We start from the raw sequence: 15,087 nt of genomic DNA, 5'->3' as shown, positions 1-15,087 counted from the left end.
GGGGGATTTCATAAATCCCCCTAGTCTCATTTCTACCTACAAATAGAAGGAGTATGGATTCAATGCTGAACAACCATGTGAACAAGTTGCAGGAAATTTTCTCTATGCGCTCGCGATTGCAACGTTACCTGGAAGTAGAGGCAGCCTTGGCGCTGGCTCAGGCTGAGCTTGGTCTCATCCCGCAAGCGGCAGCTGATAAGATCGCCAAGGCAGCAGACGTAGAATTGATGGATATTGAGCGACTCGAGGCGGACCAAGCTAGAACGGGGCATTTTATGATGCCGATCGTATCCGAGATGTCTCGCATGGTTGGGGAGCCGGATGGCGGTTTTGTCCATTGGGGGGCAACCTCGCAGAACATTGAGCAGAACGGGGATGTTCTCGGCTATCGCGCTGCTGTAGCCATTTTGAAGGAGCAGATGTGCGACGTATTGGAAGCTTTGGCGCAATTAGGTGCGCAGAGCGCAGACACGGTAATGGCGGGACGTACGCATTGGCAGCAAGCCGTCCCAATCACGCTCGGCTTTAAGGTCGCCAATTGGTCGGATGTGATGATTCGCCATTTGGAGCGATTGGAGCAACTCAAACCACGTATGCTGACCGTCATGATGGGAGGCGCTGTTGGCAACTATGCCAGCTTGGGCAGCATTGGTCCTGCAGTTCAGGAAGGCGTTGCACGGCATCTTAACTTGGCACCAATGACGGTGCCAGGCAGAAGCATTGTTGACCAATTTGCTGAGTATTTATTGCTGCTTGGCATGATCGCCGCTTCTTTGACTTCGATTGCAGAAGAAATTGCGCGTTTAATGGCAACAGAGTTTGCAGAAGTCAGCGAAAGTTTGCCAGAAGGCGATGTAGGCAGCTCAACGATGCCGCAAAAAAGAAATGCGAAGAAGTGTATGGAAGTTGTTACCAAATCCGCTCGTATTCGAGCAAACGTGCCTATCGCACTGGAGGCCATGATTCATTCCCATGAGGTGGACGGTGCACGATTTGCCATGATGCAAACAGCCTTGGAGCAAAGCACGATTTTAACGGGAGAAATCCTGAGTGCGATTCATAGCGTTCTTAGCGGTCTAGAAGTGTACCCGGCAAATATGCAAAGGAACTTAACGATATCTGGAGGTCTCATTAATGCGGAAGCGGTTATGATGACGCTGGCCGATACGTTGGGTCGTCAAGTCGCGCATGAAGTTGTGCATGAAGCGGCCCACCAAGTGGCGGCAAGCGGATTTACTACAACTTTCTATGACGTCCTGTCGAAAGACCCGCATGTCAATAAGCATCTGGATGCTAACGCGATCAGAAAGTTGCTCGATCCAGCGTCGCACACAGGCCTTAGCAGCGAGATAGCGAGGGAGACGAGCGCTCGAGCTTATAGCGCGGTGCGCATTCACCGAACCGTTAAGTAATTAGCATAAAGAAAGGTGGCGATCTTAATGGCCAATACGAGCGTCATCATTCGGATGGAATTGGATCACGAACAAACTAGTTTTGGCGAGGTAGCTGCATCCATAAGCAGCTTAGGCGGGGATATTACCTCGGTCGATGTCATTCGTCCTGGACAATCCTCGTCGATACGGGATCTTACGGTAGAGGCAGCAGATTCCGTTGAAACCGTCATCGTGGAGTCCTTGAAGAAGCAAACAGGCATCAAGTTGATTCATGTGTCAGATCGCACATTTCTAGCGCATTTAGGTGGAAAGATTAAGGTTCAACCCACGATGTCCATTAAAAATCGAGATGATTTGGCACGTGTGTATACACCGGGCGTGGCTAAAGTATGTAAAGCCATTCATGAGGACCCAAAGAAGTCGTATTCGCTGACGATTAAGCGCAATACGGTTGCCGTCGTCACGGATGGGACGGCCGTTCTTGGGCTGGGTGATATCGGTCCGATGGCAGCCGCACCCGTTATGGAAGGGAAAGCTATGCTATTCAAGCAGCTGGGAGATGTCGATGCGTTCCCAATCTGTCTGGACACGACGGATACGGAGGAAATCATTCAGACGATCAAAAGGATCAGTCCGATTTTTGGCGGAATCAATTTGGAGGATATCAGTTCCCCGCGGTGTTTCGAGATCGAGCAGAGACTGGCTGAAGAGCTAAGTGTCCCTGTGTTTCACGATGACCAACATGGGACTGCTGTTGTTGTCCTAGCGGGCTTGCTGAACGCGCTTAAAGTTGTAAATAAACGCATCGAAACCGTCCGCGTCGTCGTCAACGGGATTGGGGCAGCAGGTGTTTCAATCTGCAAAATGCTGCTGGGAGCGGGTGTCACACGCCTTGTACCCGTGGATCGTGAGGGTGCGATTGTTCGAGGAGAGTCCTATGCACATCCCATGTGGCAATGGCTTGCGGATCAACCTCAAGTGGAAAGTGAGCAAGGCTCGTTAACAGAGGTTCTTCGAGACACAGATGTCTTCATCGGAGTATCCAGAGGCGGTCTGCTGACAAGTGAACATATCCAAAGTATGGCCCCTCGCAGCATCGTATTTGCCATGGCCAATCCAGATCCGGAAGTGCGACCTGAAGATGCCCTTCCGCATGTGGAAGTGTTCGCAACGGGGAGAAGTGATTATCCGAACCAAATCAATAACGTTCTCGTATTCCCAGGTATTTTCCGAGGAGCGCTGGACTGCAGAGCCAAACAAATTAATGAGCCGATGAAATTGGCGGCAGCGCGTGCGATCGCATCCGTCGTTACGGAGTCGGAATTGAATAGTCAATATATCATTCCAAGTATTTTTAACGATCATGTCGTTGCCAATGTGCGCAAATCCGTCATAGAAGCGGCCATATTGACTGGTGTTGCGCAACGGATTCCATCTGATTTTAGATAGCATGATAAGATAGATATTCAAATAGGTTGAGAAATCTATCAATATGATTTAACATACAGGAAGTAAAGTTGGAAGCCCTTCTCACGAAGGGCTTTTGTTTTGGTGCGAACGCACAGAAAGACAAATTTCACTTCTTAGGAGTTGTCTATCGAACCATGATAAAGAAAGAAATCGCTCACATTCGTAAACATTTTAAATTGGATAACGAAATGCTTAAAATTCACGATATTTTCAACGTGTATATCATGAAAGAAACAAACGAGATTTACCATTATGAGCGCCAACCGTTTTCCTTTGTTGACAGAGAGAAGCAGGAATTATATATGGCTAATTTCAAAAAACTGTTGACCGGCGAACTAGATCAGAAGATGTATGAGTTGAAGTTTCAGGAGGAAGCGGAGCAGCCTACAAAGGTACTTCTTCATCAAGGTTTAGTGACGGGGAACCCGGAAGAGTGGCAAGATCTCATGCTTTTGTTGGTGGAGAAAATGCTCACGGATACCATCTACGAACAGGATACGGTGATTACTTTTGTTCGCGGCCAGTACTCCAATCCAACCAAGAGTAGGAATGAAGATGCCATGGAGAGCGAAAAGAATGAGATGTTCTCGAATCTATTCATCCTATGTAGCGTGAATTCCACGGAACAACAGAAGAAAACACTCATGTTTGACTATGTGGAGAGAGAATTTAAATATAATGTTTTCGTAGATCCGATCATCAAATTGAATACGCCGGAACAAGGTTTTTTCTATCCTAGTGTGACGGACAACTATTCCGATGTGAATCGCATCCTGTATTGCTCGGGGAGAGCGCATGAACCGAATTGGCAATTCATCGACCAAGTGTTAAATGCTGAGAAAACAGTGACAGCGTTAGAAGAGAGAGCTATTTTTGAAGACATCGTAAATGAATTGGCTGGCGATCAATTGGATGCGGCTAAGATTGCACATGTATATGAGGAGATTCATCGCGTCATCGAGTCGAATGAGGAGGAAGAACCTCCGAAGTTGGACTACAAAGATGTGGAACGTATTCTAGCGACGAGTGGTGTTGAAAACGTAACGGTGGAAAGAGTAGAACGCGCGTTTCAAAACGTCGTCGACGACAAAAACTACGAACTCAAAGCAAGCAGTGTAATGCCAAAGTTCACATCGAAATCGATTAAAATTGAAACGAAGGTAGCGACGATTACGGTAAGCCCGCAAGATTTAAAGTTCGTGAGACAGGTGAATTATCAAGGGAAACGATGTGTCATGATCGAGGTTGACGAGGATGTCGTGATTGAAGGGTTTACACTGACTTCAGAGACGTTATAGAGTAAGGAACTCGCATAGGCATGGAGCGCCGCGGCTGTTACGAATGCCATTTTATTGAGATTAAAAATTAGCTTAGCGTTTACACCAACTTGCCCAAAAGGGAGGCGACCTGAGTGAAATTTAGTATCATAGACGTTAATAATAGTGGAAAAGCCTTATGCGAGATTGGCTGGAATTGGCGTACGGCTCCGCTGGAAGATTATGACCTGTGGTGTGCTTTAGCTGGCAAGGGTACGATGCGTATCAATGGGATTGCCTACCCTATTCAAAAAGGTGCCTGTTTCCTTGTGCATCCCGGTGACCAACCCGAAGCTGATCAAGACCCCGAGAATAGATTGACGGTTGTTTTTATCCATTTTACAGTAGAGCAGGAAGCTGCTCCTTACAAAGATGAACTGCTGCCTGAGCGAGTTATTTATCTAGAGGAAGTTTACGAGCTTGAGCAACTGTTAAATCAGGTACTGGAAACGAAGTTCAAGAAGGATGAATGGACGGCTCAGGAGTTTGACTGTTTAATGAAACAAATGTTAATGAAATTATATCGTAGTCGAAAACAATCGCAAGGGTTACCTACTTCCACGGTTTCCAAAAAACAGCGTCAAGTTGTATCCCAGGTTATGCGACGCATTCAAGAGGACAATGGACGGAGTCGGCCCTATGAAGAGCTTGCACAACTAGTAGGATTAACACCCGGGTATTTATCTAAAATATTCAAACAGGTTATGGGGATATCAGTAAAAGAATATATCACGCATATTCGACTGCAGCGGGCCCAATATTTACTCTCGCAAACGTCAATGAATGTGTCGCAAGTGTCTGAAACGCTAGGCTATTCCTCAATCTTTTTGTTTAGCAAGCAGTTTAAGCAGCATTATGGTCTTCCGCCTTCCCACTTCAAGTTTGACGGTGTTCAACCTAGATCTCATGGAGAGAAGAAAACATTGTAATTGTTAAGAAAAGACGTTTAAGTACAAAGAATCACAGACTTAAGCCATGTTCATTCGATTCCCTCTTAAGCTACAATAAAACTAGATAGCATGACATTTTATTCAAGCTTGAAGAGGGGGCAGCATGCATGTCAACGAATGAACAGAAGACACTTTATGCTTATGATAATGAGGAAGAGCGTCAGTTGGCTCATACGATTGCAAATACGATGTATCGGTATGATCAGGTTGAAGACAATCGTATTTCCACCTTGCGTGATTTGACGGAGGAGCATGTGAGGCAATTTTGGGCACGTGGATATCTGGTCGTAGAACAAGCCTTATCCATGGAGGAAGTAAACACCTCACTGGCGGCAGTGATGGATATTCTCTCAGGTGTCTCCACCGGCACGAAGATCCAATTCGTCAAGCCGCGTAATGAGTTGAAAACGTTAGAAGAGATCGAGCTTGCCGCTCGTAAGCTCAGTGATTATATTGATCATGAACCGCGATTACGTGACATTGCCTATCACCCATCCATCATGGAAGCGTTGAGTAAGCTGTTTGGTGAAAATGCCAAGGTTGCGCAGGATCAAGCCATTCTCAAACCGCCGACAGGTGGTGCGGAGAAGCCTTGGCATCAAGATATGGCTTATGGCCCGCTTGCCTATGACAAAGCAGTTATCGGCTTATGGACTGCGCTTGATCCCGCTGAATTAGACAATGGCTGTATGCATATCATCCCTTATTCACATCGTGAGGGCGGTGCACCGCATTATGCGGTACGAGATTGGCAGCTGTGTGATAGCACGGTGCAGGTTGAGCATGATATGGCTGTTCCGCTGCAACCAGGAGGAGTCTTGATCTTTCACGGACTGCTTCACCACGGAACGCCGCCGAATTTCTCTGCGAAGCGCCGCCGAGCTTTGCAAGTTCACTACGCGCCTGAATCCGCAAGCAAGCTTAGCCCAAAGGAATATAAACGGATGTTCACCAATGAAATGACAGGCGCGGAGTGTTAGAACACAAACAACAAATACCCCATCGAACTCTCACACGTAGAGTTCGATGGGGTATTGTTGTTAAGCCAGCCCTTCAAAATGAAACACGAATTGCAACCTTCGCTCCAAATCATCCGTTACACGTACCCTCATATCCAACGCATAGTACACCTTTTCATGGCCAAAATGGTTCAAGGATGGCAGCGGCTCCACAACCGGCCCCATCAACGCTGCGTCATAGCTCAACACAAGTTTGTATGAAGTGCCAACAAGCTCGACCCGACCAGCTCCTGCAATCACAGGCTTTACCTGACAAATGAAACGCTCGGCTAACGCAGTACCAGCTCGTGCTGAGAACACATAGTGATCCTCCAGCTCTAGCTTAGGCAGACCGTCTTTTTTATGCCAAGTCCAACTTCGCTGCAGCTTCAGTAGCCCAGGGACATGATAGGCATCCTGCAGCTCTACGACGAATCGGTCATAGTCGGTTGTAATCTCGGCCTGTCGTACGGTCGCTCTATAAGCTGCACCAGCTTGTTGGCTAACGCCATCGATTATAGGAACAGAGTGCCCCAATGCACTGTTGCAAATGAAGGAGTACCTCGTAGCGGGTGCGAAGTAAGGTTTCGTATATTGCCCAGCTCCGATATCAGCCAGAAACGTCTCTTGTCCAGCTAGGACGATGAAATGCCCGACATCGTTATGATTATGGGGCTCATCGTTATTGCCGCCTTTGGCGGCAAAGGAGAACTTCCCATCTAACTTCTCGACCCGCGACACCATCCACTGCGCATCTGCTAGATAGATCGACGCCTCCTTCCATTCTTCACCCTGTGATCTCGGCTCGTACCAAATCAAATTGCGGAACGCAGGCGCCCATCGGCCGCAATGATCACAAATCTCTTTATCCTGAAACGTATATGCGGGGAGTTGTACCTCCGGAAACCGCCGCGCCATTTCATGCGTCAGCCCGATGTACACATCCCATTCTTCTGGCGAATCAGAAAAATTAACAACCTTACGACCGTCTAGGAAGCAGTTCTGCTGAAATAAGGCTACTTGTTTCACTTTAGGATCTGCGAGTAAATCTACCGCCCCATCGGTTCTCCGGGAGAGAAGCTCTGCGAAATACGTATAGAAACCGAATCCATACCCCCAATACATATAGCCTTCCAAGCAGGCGCCGTCTTCGCCAAAGCCTTCAAGGAATAAATGGACCGTAGGCAGCGCTTTGTCTAAGATGAGAGCTAATTCCTGCTTATCTTCAATTAAGTAGATGGCTGCCGCACCGATCGAACCGGCACAGACCGCCGCCCAGTTATTACGAACATGCTCCCAGAAGAAATCGTTCACAAGAAAAGGTGTAAAAATGCGGCGGTACACTTCTCGATTCACACGATCTCGTATGGTCTCCGGCCAACTATGCCCTGTCAGCATCATGACTTCAGCCAATGCAAAAGCAGTCTCCGCAGCGAACAAATCAATCCAGATCCCCGGGTCCGGTATATTTTGCTCATGTACGGAATATCCATCCGTTCGGAGCCCAGGCGGGCTCTCAAAAGTGACGGGTACGCACCAGGAAAATTCTCCGCAAATGGCCCACACCGTATCCAAAAGTCCGTCTCGGTAATCGGTGCGTTCAGGAAATAGCCAGCTCAACAAGCCAAATGTCGTTAGTCGCTGTCTCCTGGAGAAAAAGACGGGCTCATATGTTTTGCGGAAGCCATCCTCCCAAACTCGACGGAATAGTGTCCAAGGCAATTCAGTGATAGGCTGCCCTAGAAATCCTGCTCCATCAGCAGCTAATCGTTCAAGAATAGGTTGGAATTCAGGTTCCGACATCACTCGTCTGCGTACGGCTTCTCGATCTTCCCGAAAGAGCCAATTGCCGATGCCGGGGCTGCCTTGAGGCAGGAGCTCGTAAATGGAATTGTGACTCATTGTCTTCCATGCCTCCCTGATTAGTAAGATGTGTAATTCAACTCAACCGTTGATAGTCCGCAAAAACCAGGGAAATTCTTCGCGATTTTCTTCGCTTCTTCAGGGGTTGCTGCTGCACCAAGCTGTTCAATACGGCGCAAACGTGAGCGTTCGGACATTTCTGCAGCTGTGATTAAATCGTTGATTTGTTTATACAGCTCAGGTCCCCATATTTTACCAAAATCTACATGCATACGCTCATCTGCCATATCGAATTCACACTGAATGGCCGATAGAGCATCTCCGAATTTCCAGAATTGTTCAGCGCTCTTACGCTTCTTGATGAAGGAACAGGGCTCAGCAACCATCGTCAGACCCGCATACATATCAGGGAACCATTCCGCTGCTAGATCCGTAAGCCCCTTCCCAGGTGAACCTTTGAAATATTTGAACTGTGATGTTGTATAGCCCATTTGCTCCAGGCGACGAATCCCCATGTGGCAATGGCGAATCTCATCCCACAGATGTCTAGCGAGGTCAAAAAAGAATTGTTTTGGCATGTGCTGTACCCCGTAATACAAGTAACAGAGTGACTCTGCCGCGCCCATCTCTGTCGCGTTGATGAAGTGCATTTGTTTAATACTGTCATGAAGCGGCGACATGCCAGGATCTTCATAAGTCGTTTTATATTTGCTGTCCGGCACATGAATCGGGAATCGTTCCACATTCCAGGCAGAATCGGAAGGTACAGGTCCTACGGCTTCATAGGCAGGAGGGATTGGCCAATCCAGAGAAGCAACTTGCTCGCTCAACGGCGCTGCTGCATAAGTCTGCCATACACCTTGCACATAATTACGCCAGTCCGTTATTTGTTGAAAAAGCTCCTGATGATCACTTCCAGCAAAGTAGATCTGTTCATTCGTCCATTTGATACTATCTTGACGGTCTAGCATAATTACCCGCAGAATATCAAAAGTCGGTACATCAAGAATCGGATCTAGGCGATATTGTAATTTCTCATACTCGGCATACACATGTTGAAGGATATAGAGATACCCAGTGAAGAAGGCATGCTCAGAAGGAGCGAGTGAAATTCTCTCGAACGTCTCACGTACGACGGCTGGCGTGTTCTGTTTGTCCAGTGACGGCCCCGGCAATTCAGAAACGCGCCCATAAAGGTATTTGGCATGTTGGTTATGCAAATAAGCAAATCGACCTAATTGCGCTTTGGTTTCAAACTCTTTAACAGCTGGAACCCAGCCAAAGACTGCGCGAGACAGCTCGAATTCCAGCCAAAACAGTGCTACTAGTGCATTGGCTGTATCTTTGGGACGGTAGAATCTTCCGGCTTGGTTGGCATGGATGCGAGGTGTGACTTCGTTATCCATCACATTGACTTCACGATGTTCATTCATAATCATTGCCCTCCCTTGTATATAAAGCTATACGTTTAGTTTAATCCAAGGGAAGCAAGAAAAGTTTCCTGTATCTATGTTAAAATATCGTTATATTGCTATTTTCTCGGGGATGGTGCGGAATGAAGCTCATAGACAATGTACTTGGTAAGCATCCTTATTTGTCTTCGGTTCGAAAGTTTACGACGGATGAGAAGGGCTATGCGATATTTCATGCACATCAGGGATTGGAGTTCCTTTACGTGGAGCAGGGAGATGGCCATATCATTATCGATAATAAGCTCATTCCTATGCATCCGCAAACCTTATATTGCTTTCAACCTTATCAATTGCATAAAGTCAACGCGAAAGCGAGCAGCGATCAACCTTATATTCGTAGTCTTATCGTCATTGAGCCATTAACTGTCTTACCATATTTAGCTGTATTTCCAGAGCTATCCGCTTTTTTTCAAAGAGTTTGGAAAGAGATATTACCGACACAATTTTTCGAGATTAGCGAGGTTAGTCCGATCTTTGCCCTATTACAACACGAACTGGATAACCAAGATCATGGAGATCAGTTAGAAGTTGTTGCGCTCACCGTTATTGCTATATTACGTAAACTTCGCGAAGTGATGGATGAGAAGGAAGCGGCTCATGTGAAAAGAGCTTCTCGCAAAATTGCGATAGTTGAGCAGGCGATGGCTTGGTTGGATACCAACTATCGAGAGAGTTTTCGTCTGAATGAACTAGCTTCAGAGCTGCACATTTCACCCTATTACTTATCACATTTGTTTAAAAAGGATACGGGAAGTACGTTGACAGAGTATGTGACGGTCAAACGGTTAAGAGAAGCCTGTCTCGTCCTACAAAGTACGGAGCAATCCGTAGAGATAATCGCCTCGCAGGTAGGGTTCGCAACGGCTTCCCATTTTATCTACACGTTTAAAAAGCACATGGGTATTACACCTTACCAATATCGAACACAGGACAGATAGGTTGGGGGAAGTCATCATCGTAAGATAATCACTATTCAGAGTTTCATAAGTGGAGTATGGAATGCTCTTTTATTTTATGATAAGTGAGAAATGAATCACTCAATTATAGGGATGAAGGAGCGACATATGATGCTGAAACTTACACAAACAGATCGTTCGTTTTACCGTGAAAATGGCTATGTGCTTTACAACAAACCGGTTTTTTCCGAAGAAAAGTTGAATCGATTGGAAGCTATTTTCAATGATCATCTCCTAGAAAAAGGAGACAAAATTTCGGATGAACTGGATCGTCCTCATATACGTGATCCCAGACTGCTGGAATTTCTGCTCAGTGACGAGGTGCTTGATTTGGTGGAGCCGCTCATAGGACCTAATATTGCGCTTTGGTCTAGTCATTTTATTTGCAAGGATCCTTATAAAGGTAGAGCTACACCATGGCATGAAGATTCTGCTTATTGGAAAGGGAAAGCTTCTTCCTATGAAAATATTGTAACATTATGGCTAGCAATCGATCGCAGCAATCGTGAAAATGGTTGTATGCGCGTCATTCCTGGTACGCATCATAATGGTTTCTCCGAGTATGTGGCTGTGGATAAGCAGTCTAATACCTTCGATACGCAGATTAAGACGGTCGATGAGTCTCAAGCTGTTTATTTTGAATTGGAGAAAGGTGGCTGCTCACTGCACGATTCACGGATTATTCATGGCGCAGAAGCGAATCAAAGCCCGTATCGCCGATGCGGATATACCATGCGATATTTTTCTACGGATACAAAAGTAATGGATCAACGTGAAATCTGGCTTTGCCGAGGTAAGGATCTGGCGGGAAATACGTACCGTAATGTCCTTGTATAAATAGCTGTAGAGGGGTTATTCTGGAATGGAGCCAGAAGGCCCTTTTTTTTTCGGAGGAGATGACCCTTGTTGAACCGTGAACCAACTCGGCTGATGATGAATGATTTTACGAATACCACGGCTTCGTTTCATATCGCCCTGCATGAATTGGATCAGCCTGTTCCCATGCATTGGCATGATTTTTATGAACTTAGTTATGTCATTGAAGGGGAAGGCATGCATGTTTGGAATGGCGTACAGCAGCGTTTAGAGCCTGGGATGCTGATCCTGTTGACCCCGGCGGATTTTCACGAACTAATTCCGTCACCTGGAAGTACGCTGCGAAAATACAATGTGCTATTCTCTCAGGAGCTGTTGGATGAAAAGGTGAGTCAGCATTTATTCTGTGACCTTCGAGATCACTATGTTCATCTAAGTACGCCGAAAGCGGACTGGGTTGAACAGGATTTTGCCCGACTCATCTATGAGTATAATCACCATCAGGATGGGCAGCTCTTAGCTATTTCCTATACATTAAATCGGATCTTACTCGAGCTGTACCGCAAATCGCCTTCAGATGTGCACCGTGAAGCGGATAGTCGTTTGCATGCGATAATTCAGAAGTCGCTAGCGTACATTCAGCACCATTTCCGAGAAGAGTTGACACTGGACATGATCTCCGCATTAGCAGCCTTGTCTCCTAATTATTTCAGCGAGTCCTTTCGTAAAGTAACAGGAATTACGTTCCAAAAGTACGTGTTGGAGGTAAGATTATCCTTCGCAAAATCGTTGCTGGCCTCTTCCGATTTATCGGTCACTGAGGTTTGTTTATCATCGGGTTTCAATACGCTGAATCACTTTGAACGTGCCTTTAAACGAAAATATAACCGAACGCCTAAAAGTATACGAATGATCGAATAGAAAGTTCAATTTAAGAATTCATTAAGATTGATCAAGCAGCCTATGACCGTTACCCAAACGTTACGCTCTGAAAAGAAAACGCTCTTCCATGAATGGAAGGGCGTTTTTCTTTTCACTACATAAGGTAGGAGAATCTAGATAGGGACAACGCAAGGCTAAATGGCTTTTATCCAGATCGATGCCTGTGGCTGACAGTCTTCAATTCGCAGTTCTAGTCCTCCGCTTTCACGAACGACGGCTTGAACCGCACAGCCAATGCCTTCGACTGCGTAATGCTGGTCTAAGGACATATTAACCAGCATGTAGAATGCTTGCTGCGAACTCGCACCGTAATGGAATTTTGCTTGGAACTCTGTGCAATCCTCATTGAATTGCTGCGAAATCATCCATACGTTAAACCCGGTTGATACTTTGCCTATTTCATAATACGCAGCAAACCAATTCAATACCGGTGCAGACAAGCCGCCAAAATGGTGCCATCCGGCTCCGCGACCTGTTTGAACGATGAAATGTTCATAGCAGTTATAGGTAAGTTCAGTTTCCCGTTGCCAAAGATCAAGTGCCGTAGTGGCAATCAGATTGGCAAGATCAGCATGACCCAGATCAAGCATCGTTTTCCAGAAAAACCATTGATGCGGCATCCATACAGCGCCATTCCAATAGCCGTCCGCGCGATAGTAAGGCGCACTCTGGTCCACTGTAGACAGACCAATGGATGTCCAGCATCGGTTCTCGTCAAAAAGAGCGGCTATCAATCTTTCGGCGCGTTCTCTTGAACATACGCCAGCAACCAGTGGATATAATCCATCCATGCCCATGTTGTAATTGGCCCCGGATTCGTGCCGAAGAATGTGCAGAGGCACGCCTTGTTCGTCATGCACGACATAGCCATAATAGCCAGCTTCTTCATCCCAAGCATAACGCTCAAGCGCTTCGGACCATTTGCGGATGTCGGCATCATATTCCGCCATATCTGGCTGCCATTCGCTTCGCATTGTGGCAGCCATTTTTAAAATCTTGGCCGTACGGATAGCTTGACTCGTAGTTATAATGGGGGAAACCGTTGCTTTCAGCCCTTCGAAATGTACGTGTTTCTGCGGTGGATAATCGTCCCAACCACCGGAATTGTAGAAGTAATCCCATGTTTTTAGCAAGTCTGAACGCATAGAGCTCGTTGTGGAGCCTTGAATTTTGCCAGAGAGGAATCGATAATATTGCCGCAGGCGCGTATAAAAATGATCCAAAAGCGCTGGAGAACGTGTACAATTCCATAGTTCGAGAAACAGATAATGCTGCACGGGCACAGGACTTCCATGGTGGATGAACGCTGCCTGCGTATCGCCAGGCTCCGTCATATACGCATTTAGACAGTCGACTGCGCGCTGAACGTCCAACTCGGAGAAGCCGAGTCCAATAAAGCCGGAATCCCATGTATACAACGAATCCCACCAGCGGCCGGGTGTACTATGGCGAATATAGCTTCGTTTGGTATACACGGGGAATACGGTATTGGTTAACAAGGTGGCTCGCATTAACTGTTGACCAAAGGCATAGGGATCACCGGTCTCATAGGAGGCAGGTCGTTCAAGACCTAACCTTGCTGCTTGATAAATAGTTTCGCAATGTGTAGAGGTAAGCTGAAAGTTCAACAGCTTTTGCGTAACAGCTTCATAGGTGCCAGAGCAAACCATGCCATGTAGGACCGTTGATGATTGAGGCAATACATGAATCGGTCTCATAAAAATATTTGTAAAATGTCCTTTATCATTGCCATGTAGAACTTCGTCTACGTGATTATGAACCGTATGGCGCGCAAAGCGGTCCAACTCATCATTTTTATACGCCCGAATTTCAACGTCGGCGTAATCCCACATCAACCCGTAGTGATAGGTGCTATCCGGATAGCGTAAAATTAAGCTTCCAGGGACAGGACCTTCGAGCCGTTCTGGCTCTGTGCGCCACGGAATATCAGGAAAAGCAACAGCCTGTTGTTCTTGTTCTTCGATGAGGGTGAATCCATCGAATTCTATCGCTCCCGAACCTGTGGAACAAAGTTCAATGATATAGTCACCTGCTGGCAATTGCCCTATGTCGATTTGAGCGGTGATTGCTTCATTTGTTTTCTCCAATGGCAAGTAATAGGCACAGTTCTGGATGGTTATGCGTAGTTCGCCATCGTGATCCGCTTTGTATCTCGCTAGCAATAGACCGTTATGCAAGTGACGAGAGGAAGTCCATTCGTAGACAAGTGTGTCACCCTTGTCTGTTCCGAAGCCTTGGCCTATGGCAGAGCCGCCAGTCCAATGTTGTCCGCGAACTTCACCACGCAGAAATCCGTCATATCCGAGTCCGTCTGCAGGGCGTGGTCGTGCGAAAGTCAGTTCTTTATAATCAAGGGCATCCATCCAAACCGCCCCCTCGGGAAGTTGAGCCTCGGCAAAAATATGCGCCTGGCCATGTCCCGGAAGACGGGGGGGATGTAACGAAGCCATCCAATGCAACACGAGATTTTGCGGATGTTCTGTTCGATTGACAAGTGAAGCGCGGACTAGACGGCTGTCGTCATCCACTTTGCAGAAAGAAATATCGGTATAAACTTGATCTTTCCACTCCAGCTCGTGTCGATGGGCGTAGTAGCTATAATCAGGCGCCGCTTCCCAGGGGTGATAACCAGACTCCCACAGGACACTGGGAATATCCATTTTCCGTCGGTAGAAGCCAGGCATTAGGCTAAGATCAAAACGCAAACCGCGCGCTTGGTCACTAATGTGGGAGATGCCGATATATTGCTTCGTGTAAGGGCCCCAATCAGGCAGCCGCAAATCATGGGTGTTCTGTAGTTCCTTCATCGATGATTGCTCCTTATCATGAGATCGTAGTTTATCTTCATTTTAGATCAATGCTTAGTAAAATACGTCTTATAATCCGTCA

The 15,087-nt window shown here is 46.7% G+C and carries 11 protein-coding genes; 8 read left to right on the top strand and 3 right to left on the bottom strand.

The genetic code is table 11. From position 1 onward, the window contains the following. Positions 1-62: 62 nt before the first annotated feature. From AC58QT_RS10120 to AC58QT_RS10100, 5 genes are all read left to right on the top strand, one after another. On the top strand, positions 63-1,412 hold the full coding sequence (locus AC58QT_RS10120; RefSeq protein WP_497408812.1) for a class-II fumarase/aspartase family protein: 1,350 nt from the start codon (positions 63-65) through the stop codon (positions 1,410-1,412). A 27-nt stretch (positions 1,413-1,439) separates the two neighbouring features. Next, positions 1,440-2,843 (top strand): NAD-dependent malic enzyme, encoded by a 1,404-nt coding sequence (locus tag AC58QT_RS10115; RefSeq protein ID WP_497408811.1) that lies wholly within the window; start codon positions 1,440-1,442, stop codon positions 2,841-2,843. 155 nt (positions 2,844-2,998) lie between these two features. Then, entirely contained in the window at positions 2,999-4,162 is a 1,164-nt protein-coding gene (locus tag AC58QT_RS10110) for a DUF4317 domain-containing protein (protein ID WP_497408810.1), read from the top strand. Positions 4,163-4,275: 113 nt separating this feature from the next. Then, on the top strand, positions 4,276-5,109 hold the full coding sequence (locus tag AC58QT_RS10105; RefSeq protein ID WP_497408809.1) for an AraC family transcriptional regulator: 834 nt from the start codon (positions 4,276-4,278) through the stop codon (positions 5,107-5,109). A 128-nt stretch (positions 5,110-5,237) separates the two neighbouring features. Then, positions 5,238-6,110: a phytanoyl-CoA dioxygenase family protein gene (locus tag AC58QT_RS10100; protein WP_497408808.1), complete on the top strand. Its 873-nt coding sequence runs from the start codon at positions 5,238-5,240 to the stop codon at positions 6,108-6,110. A gap of 60 nt (positions 6,111-6,170) precedes the next feature. On the opposite strand, the gene AC58QT_RS10095 is transcribed toward AC58QT_RS10100, so the two are convergent. Together AC58QT_RS10095 and AC58QT_RS10090 are read right to left on the bottom strand one after the other, a co-directional pair. After that, positions 6,171-8,030: a heparinase II/III domain-containing protein gene (locus tag AC58QT_RS10095; RefSeq protein WP_497408807.1), complete on the bottom strand. Its 1,860-nt coding sequence runs from the start codon at positions 8,028-8,030 to the stop codon at positions 6,171-6,173. A 20-nt stretch (positions 8,031-8,050) separates the two neighbouring features. Beyond that, positions 8,051-9,424 carry a DUF455 family protein gene (locus AC58QT_RS10090; protein WP_497408806.1) on the bottom strand — a complete coding sequence of 458 codons (1,374 nt, stop codon included), beginning with the start codon at positions 9,422-9,424 and terminating at the stop codon, positions 8,051-8,053. A 122-nt stretch (positions 9,425-9,546) separates the two neighbouring features. On the opposite strand from AC58QT_RS10090, the gene AC58QT_RS10085 reads away from it, so the two are divergent. The 3 genes from AC58QT_RS10085 to AC58QT_RS10075 all read left to right on the top strand — a co-directional run bounded on the left by AC58QT_RS10085 (position 9,547) and on the right by AC58QT_RS10075 (position 12,156). Continuing rightward, positions 9,547-10,401: a helix-turn-helix transcriptional regulator gene (locus tag AC58QT_RS10085; RefSeq protein WP_497408805.1), complete on the top strand. Its 855-nt coding sequence runs from the start codon at positions 9,547-9,549 to the stop codon at positions 10,399-10,401. A 126-nt stretch (positions 10,402-10,527) separates the two neighbouring features. Then, the gene (locus AC58QT_RS10080; protein ID WP_497288703.1) at positions 10,528-11,256 is read left to right on the top strand and encodes a phytanoyl-CoA dioxygenase family protein; all 729 of its coding nucleotides are present in this window, start codon (positions 10,528-10,530) and stop codon (positions 11,254-11,256) included. 69 nt (positions 11,257-11,325) lie between these two features. Beyond that, positions 11,326-12,156, top strand: coding sequence for a helix-turn-helix transcriptional regulator (locus AC58QT_RS10075; RefSeq protein WP_497408804.1), 831 nt, complete (start codon positions 11,326-11,328; stop codon positions 12,154-12,156). A 155-nt stretch (positions 12,157-12,311) separates the two neighbouring features. Here AC58QT_RS10075 and AC58QT_RS10070 read toward each other — a convergent pair whose 3' ends face one another. After that, the gene (locus tag AC58QT_RS10070) at positions 12,312-15,005 is read right to left on the bottom strand and encodes an MGH1-like glycoside hydrolase domain-containing protein (protein WP_497408803.1); all 2,694 of its coding nucleotides are present in this window, start codon (positions 15,003-15,005) and stop codon (positions 12,312-12,314) included. Positions 15,006-15,087 lie beyond the last annotated feature (82 nt).

This window comes from Paenibacillus sp. J31R109 (assembly GCF_059692055.1).
Note: the sequence above shows the minus strand (reverse complement) of the source record. Positions and strands in the feature narration are given on the sequence as shown.

Excerpts from the sequence above, each read along its gene's own strand:
- AC58QT_RS10085 (WP_497408805.1), top strand. The coding sequence starts at position 9,547 with ATGAAGCTCATAGACAATGTACTTGGTAAGCATCCTTATTTGTCTTCG.
- AC58QT_RS10110 (WP_497408810.1), top strand. The coding sequence starts at position 2,999 with ATGATAAAGAAAGAAATCGCTCACATTCGTAAACATTTTAAATTGGAT.
- AC58QT_RS10080 (WP_497288703.1), top strand. The coding sequence starts at position 10,528 with ATGATGCTGAAACTTACACAAACAGATCGTTCGTTTTACCGTGAAAAT.
- AC58QT_RS10100 (WP_497408808.1), top strand. The coding sequence starts at position 5,238 with ATGTCAACGAATGAACAGAAGACACTTTATGCTTATGATAATGAGGAA.
- AC58QT_RS10095 (WP_497408807.1), bottom strand. The coding sequence starts at position 8,030 with ATGAGTCACAATTCCATTTACGAGCTCCTGCCTCAAGGCAGCCCCGGC.
- AC58QT_RS10070 (WP_497408803.1), bottom strand. The coding sequence starts at position 15,005 with ATGAAGGAACTACAGAACACCCATGATTTGCGGCTGCCTGATTGGGGC.
- AC58QT_RS10115 (WP_497408811.1), top strand. The coding sequence starts at position 1,440 with ATGGCCAATACGAGCGTCATCATTCGGATGGAATTGGATCACGAACAA.
- AC58QT_RS10090 (WP_497408806.1), bottom strand. The coding sequence starts at position 9,424 with ATGAATGAACATCGTGAAGTCAATGTGATGGATAACGAAGTCACACCT.
- AC58QT_RS10120 (WP_497408812.1), top strand. The coding sequence starts at position 63 with ATGCTGAACAACCATGTGAACAAGTTGCAGGAAATTTTCTCTATGCGC.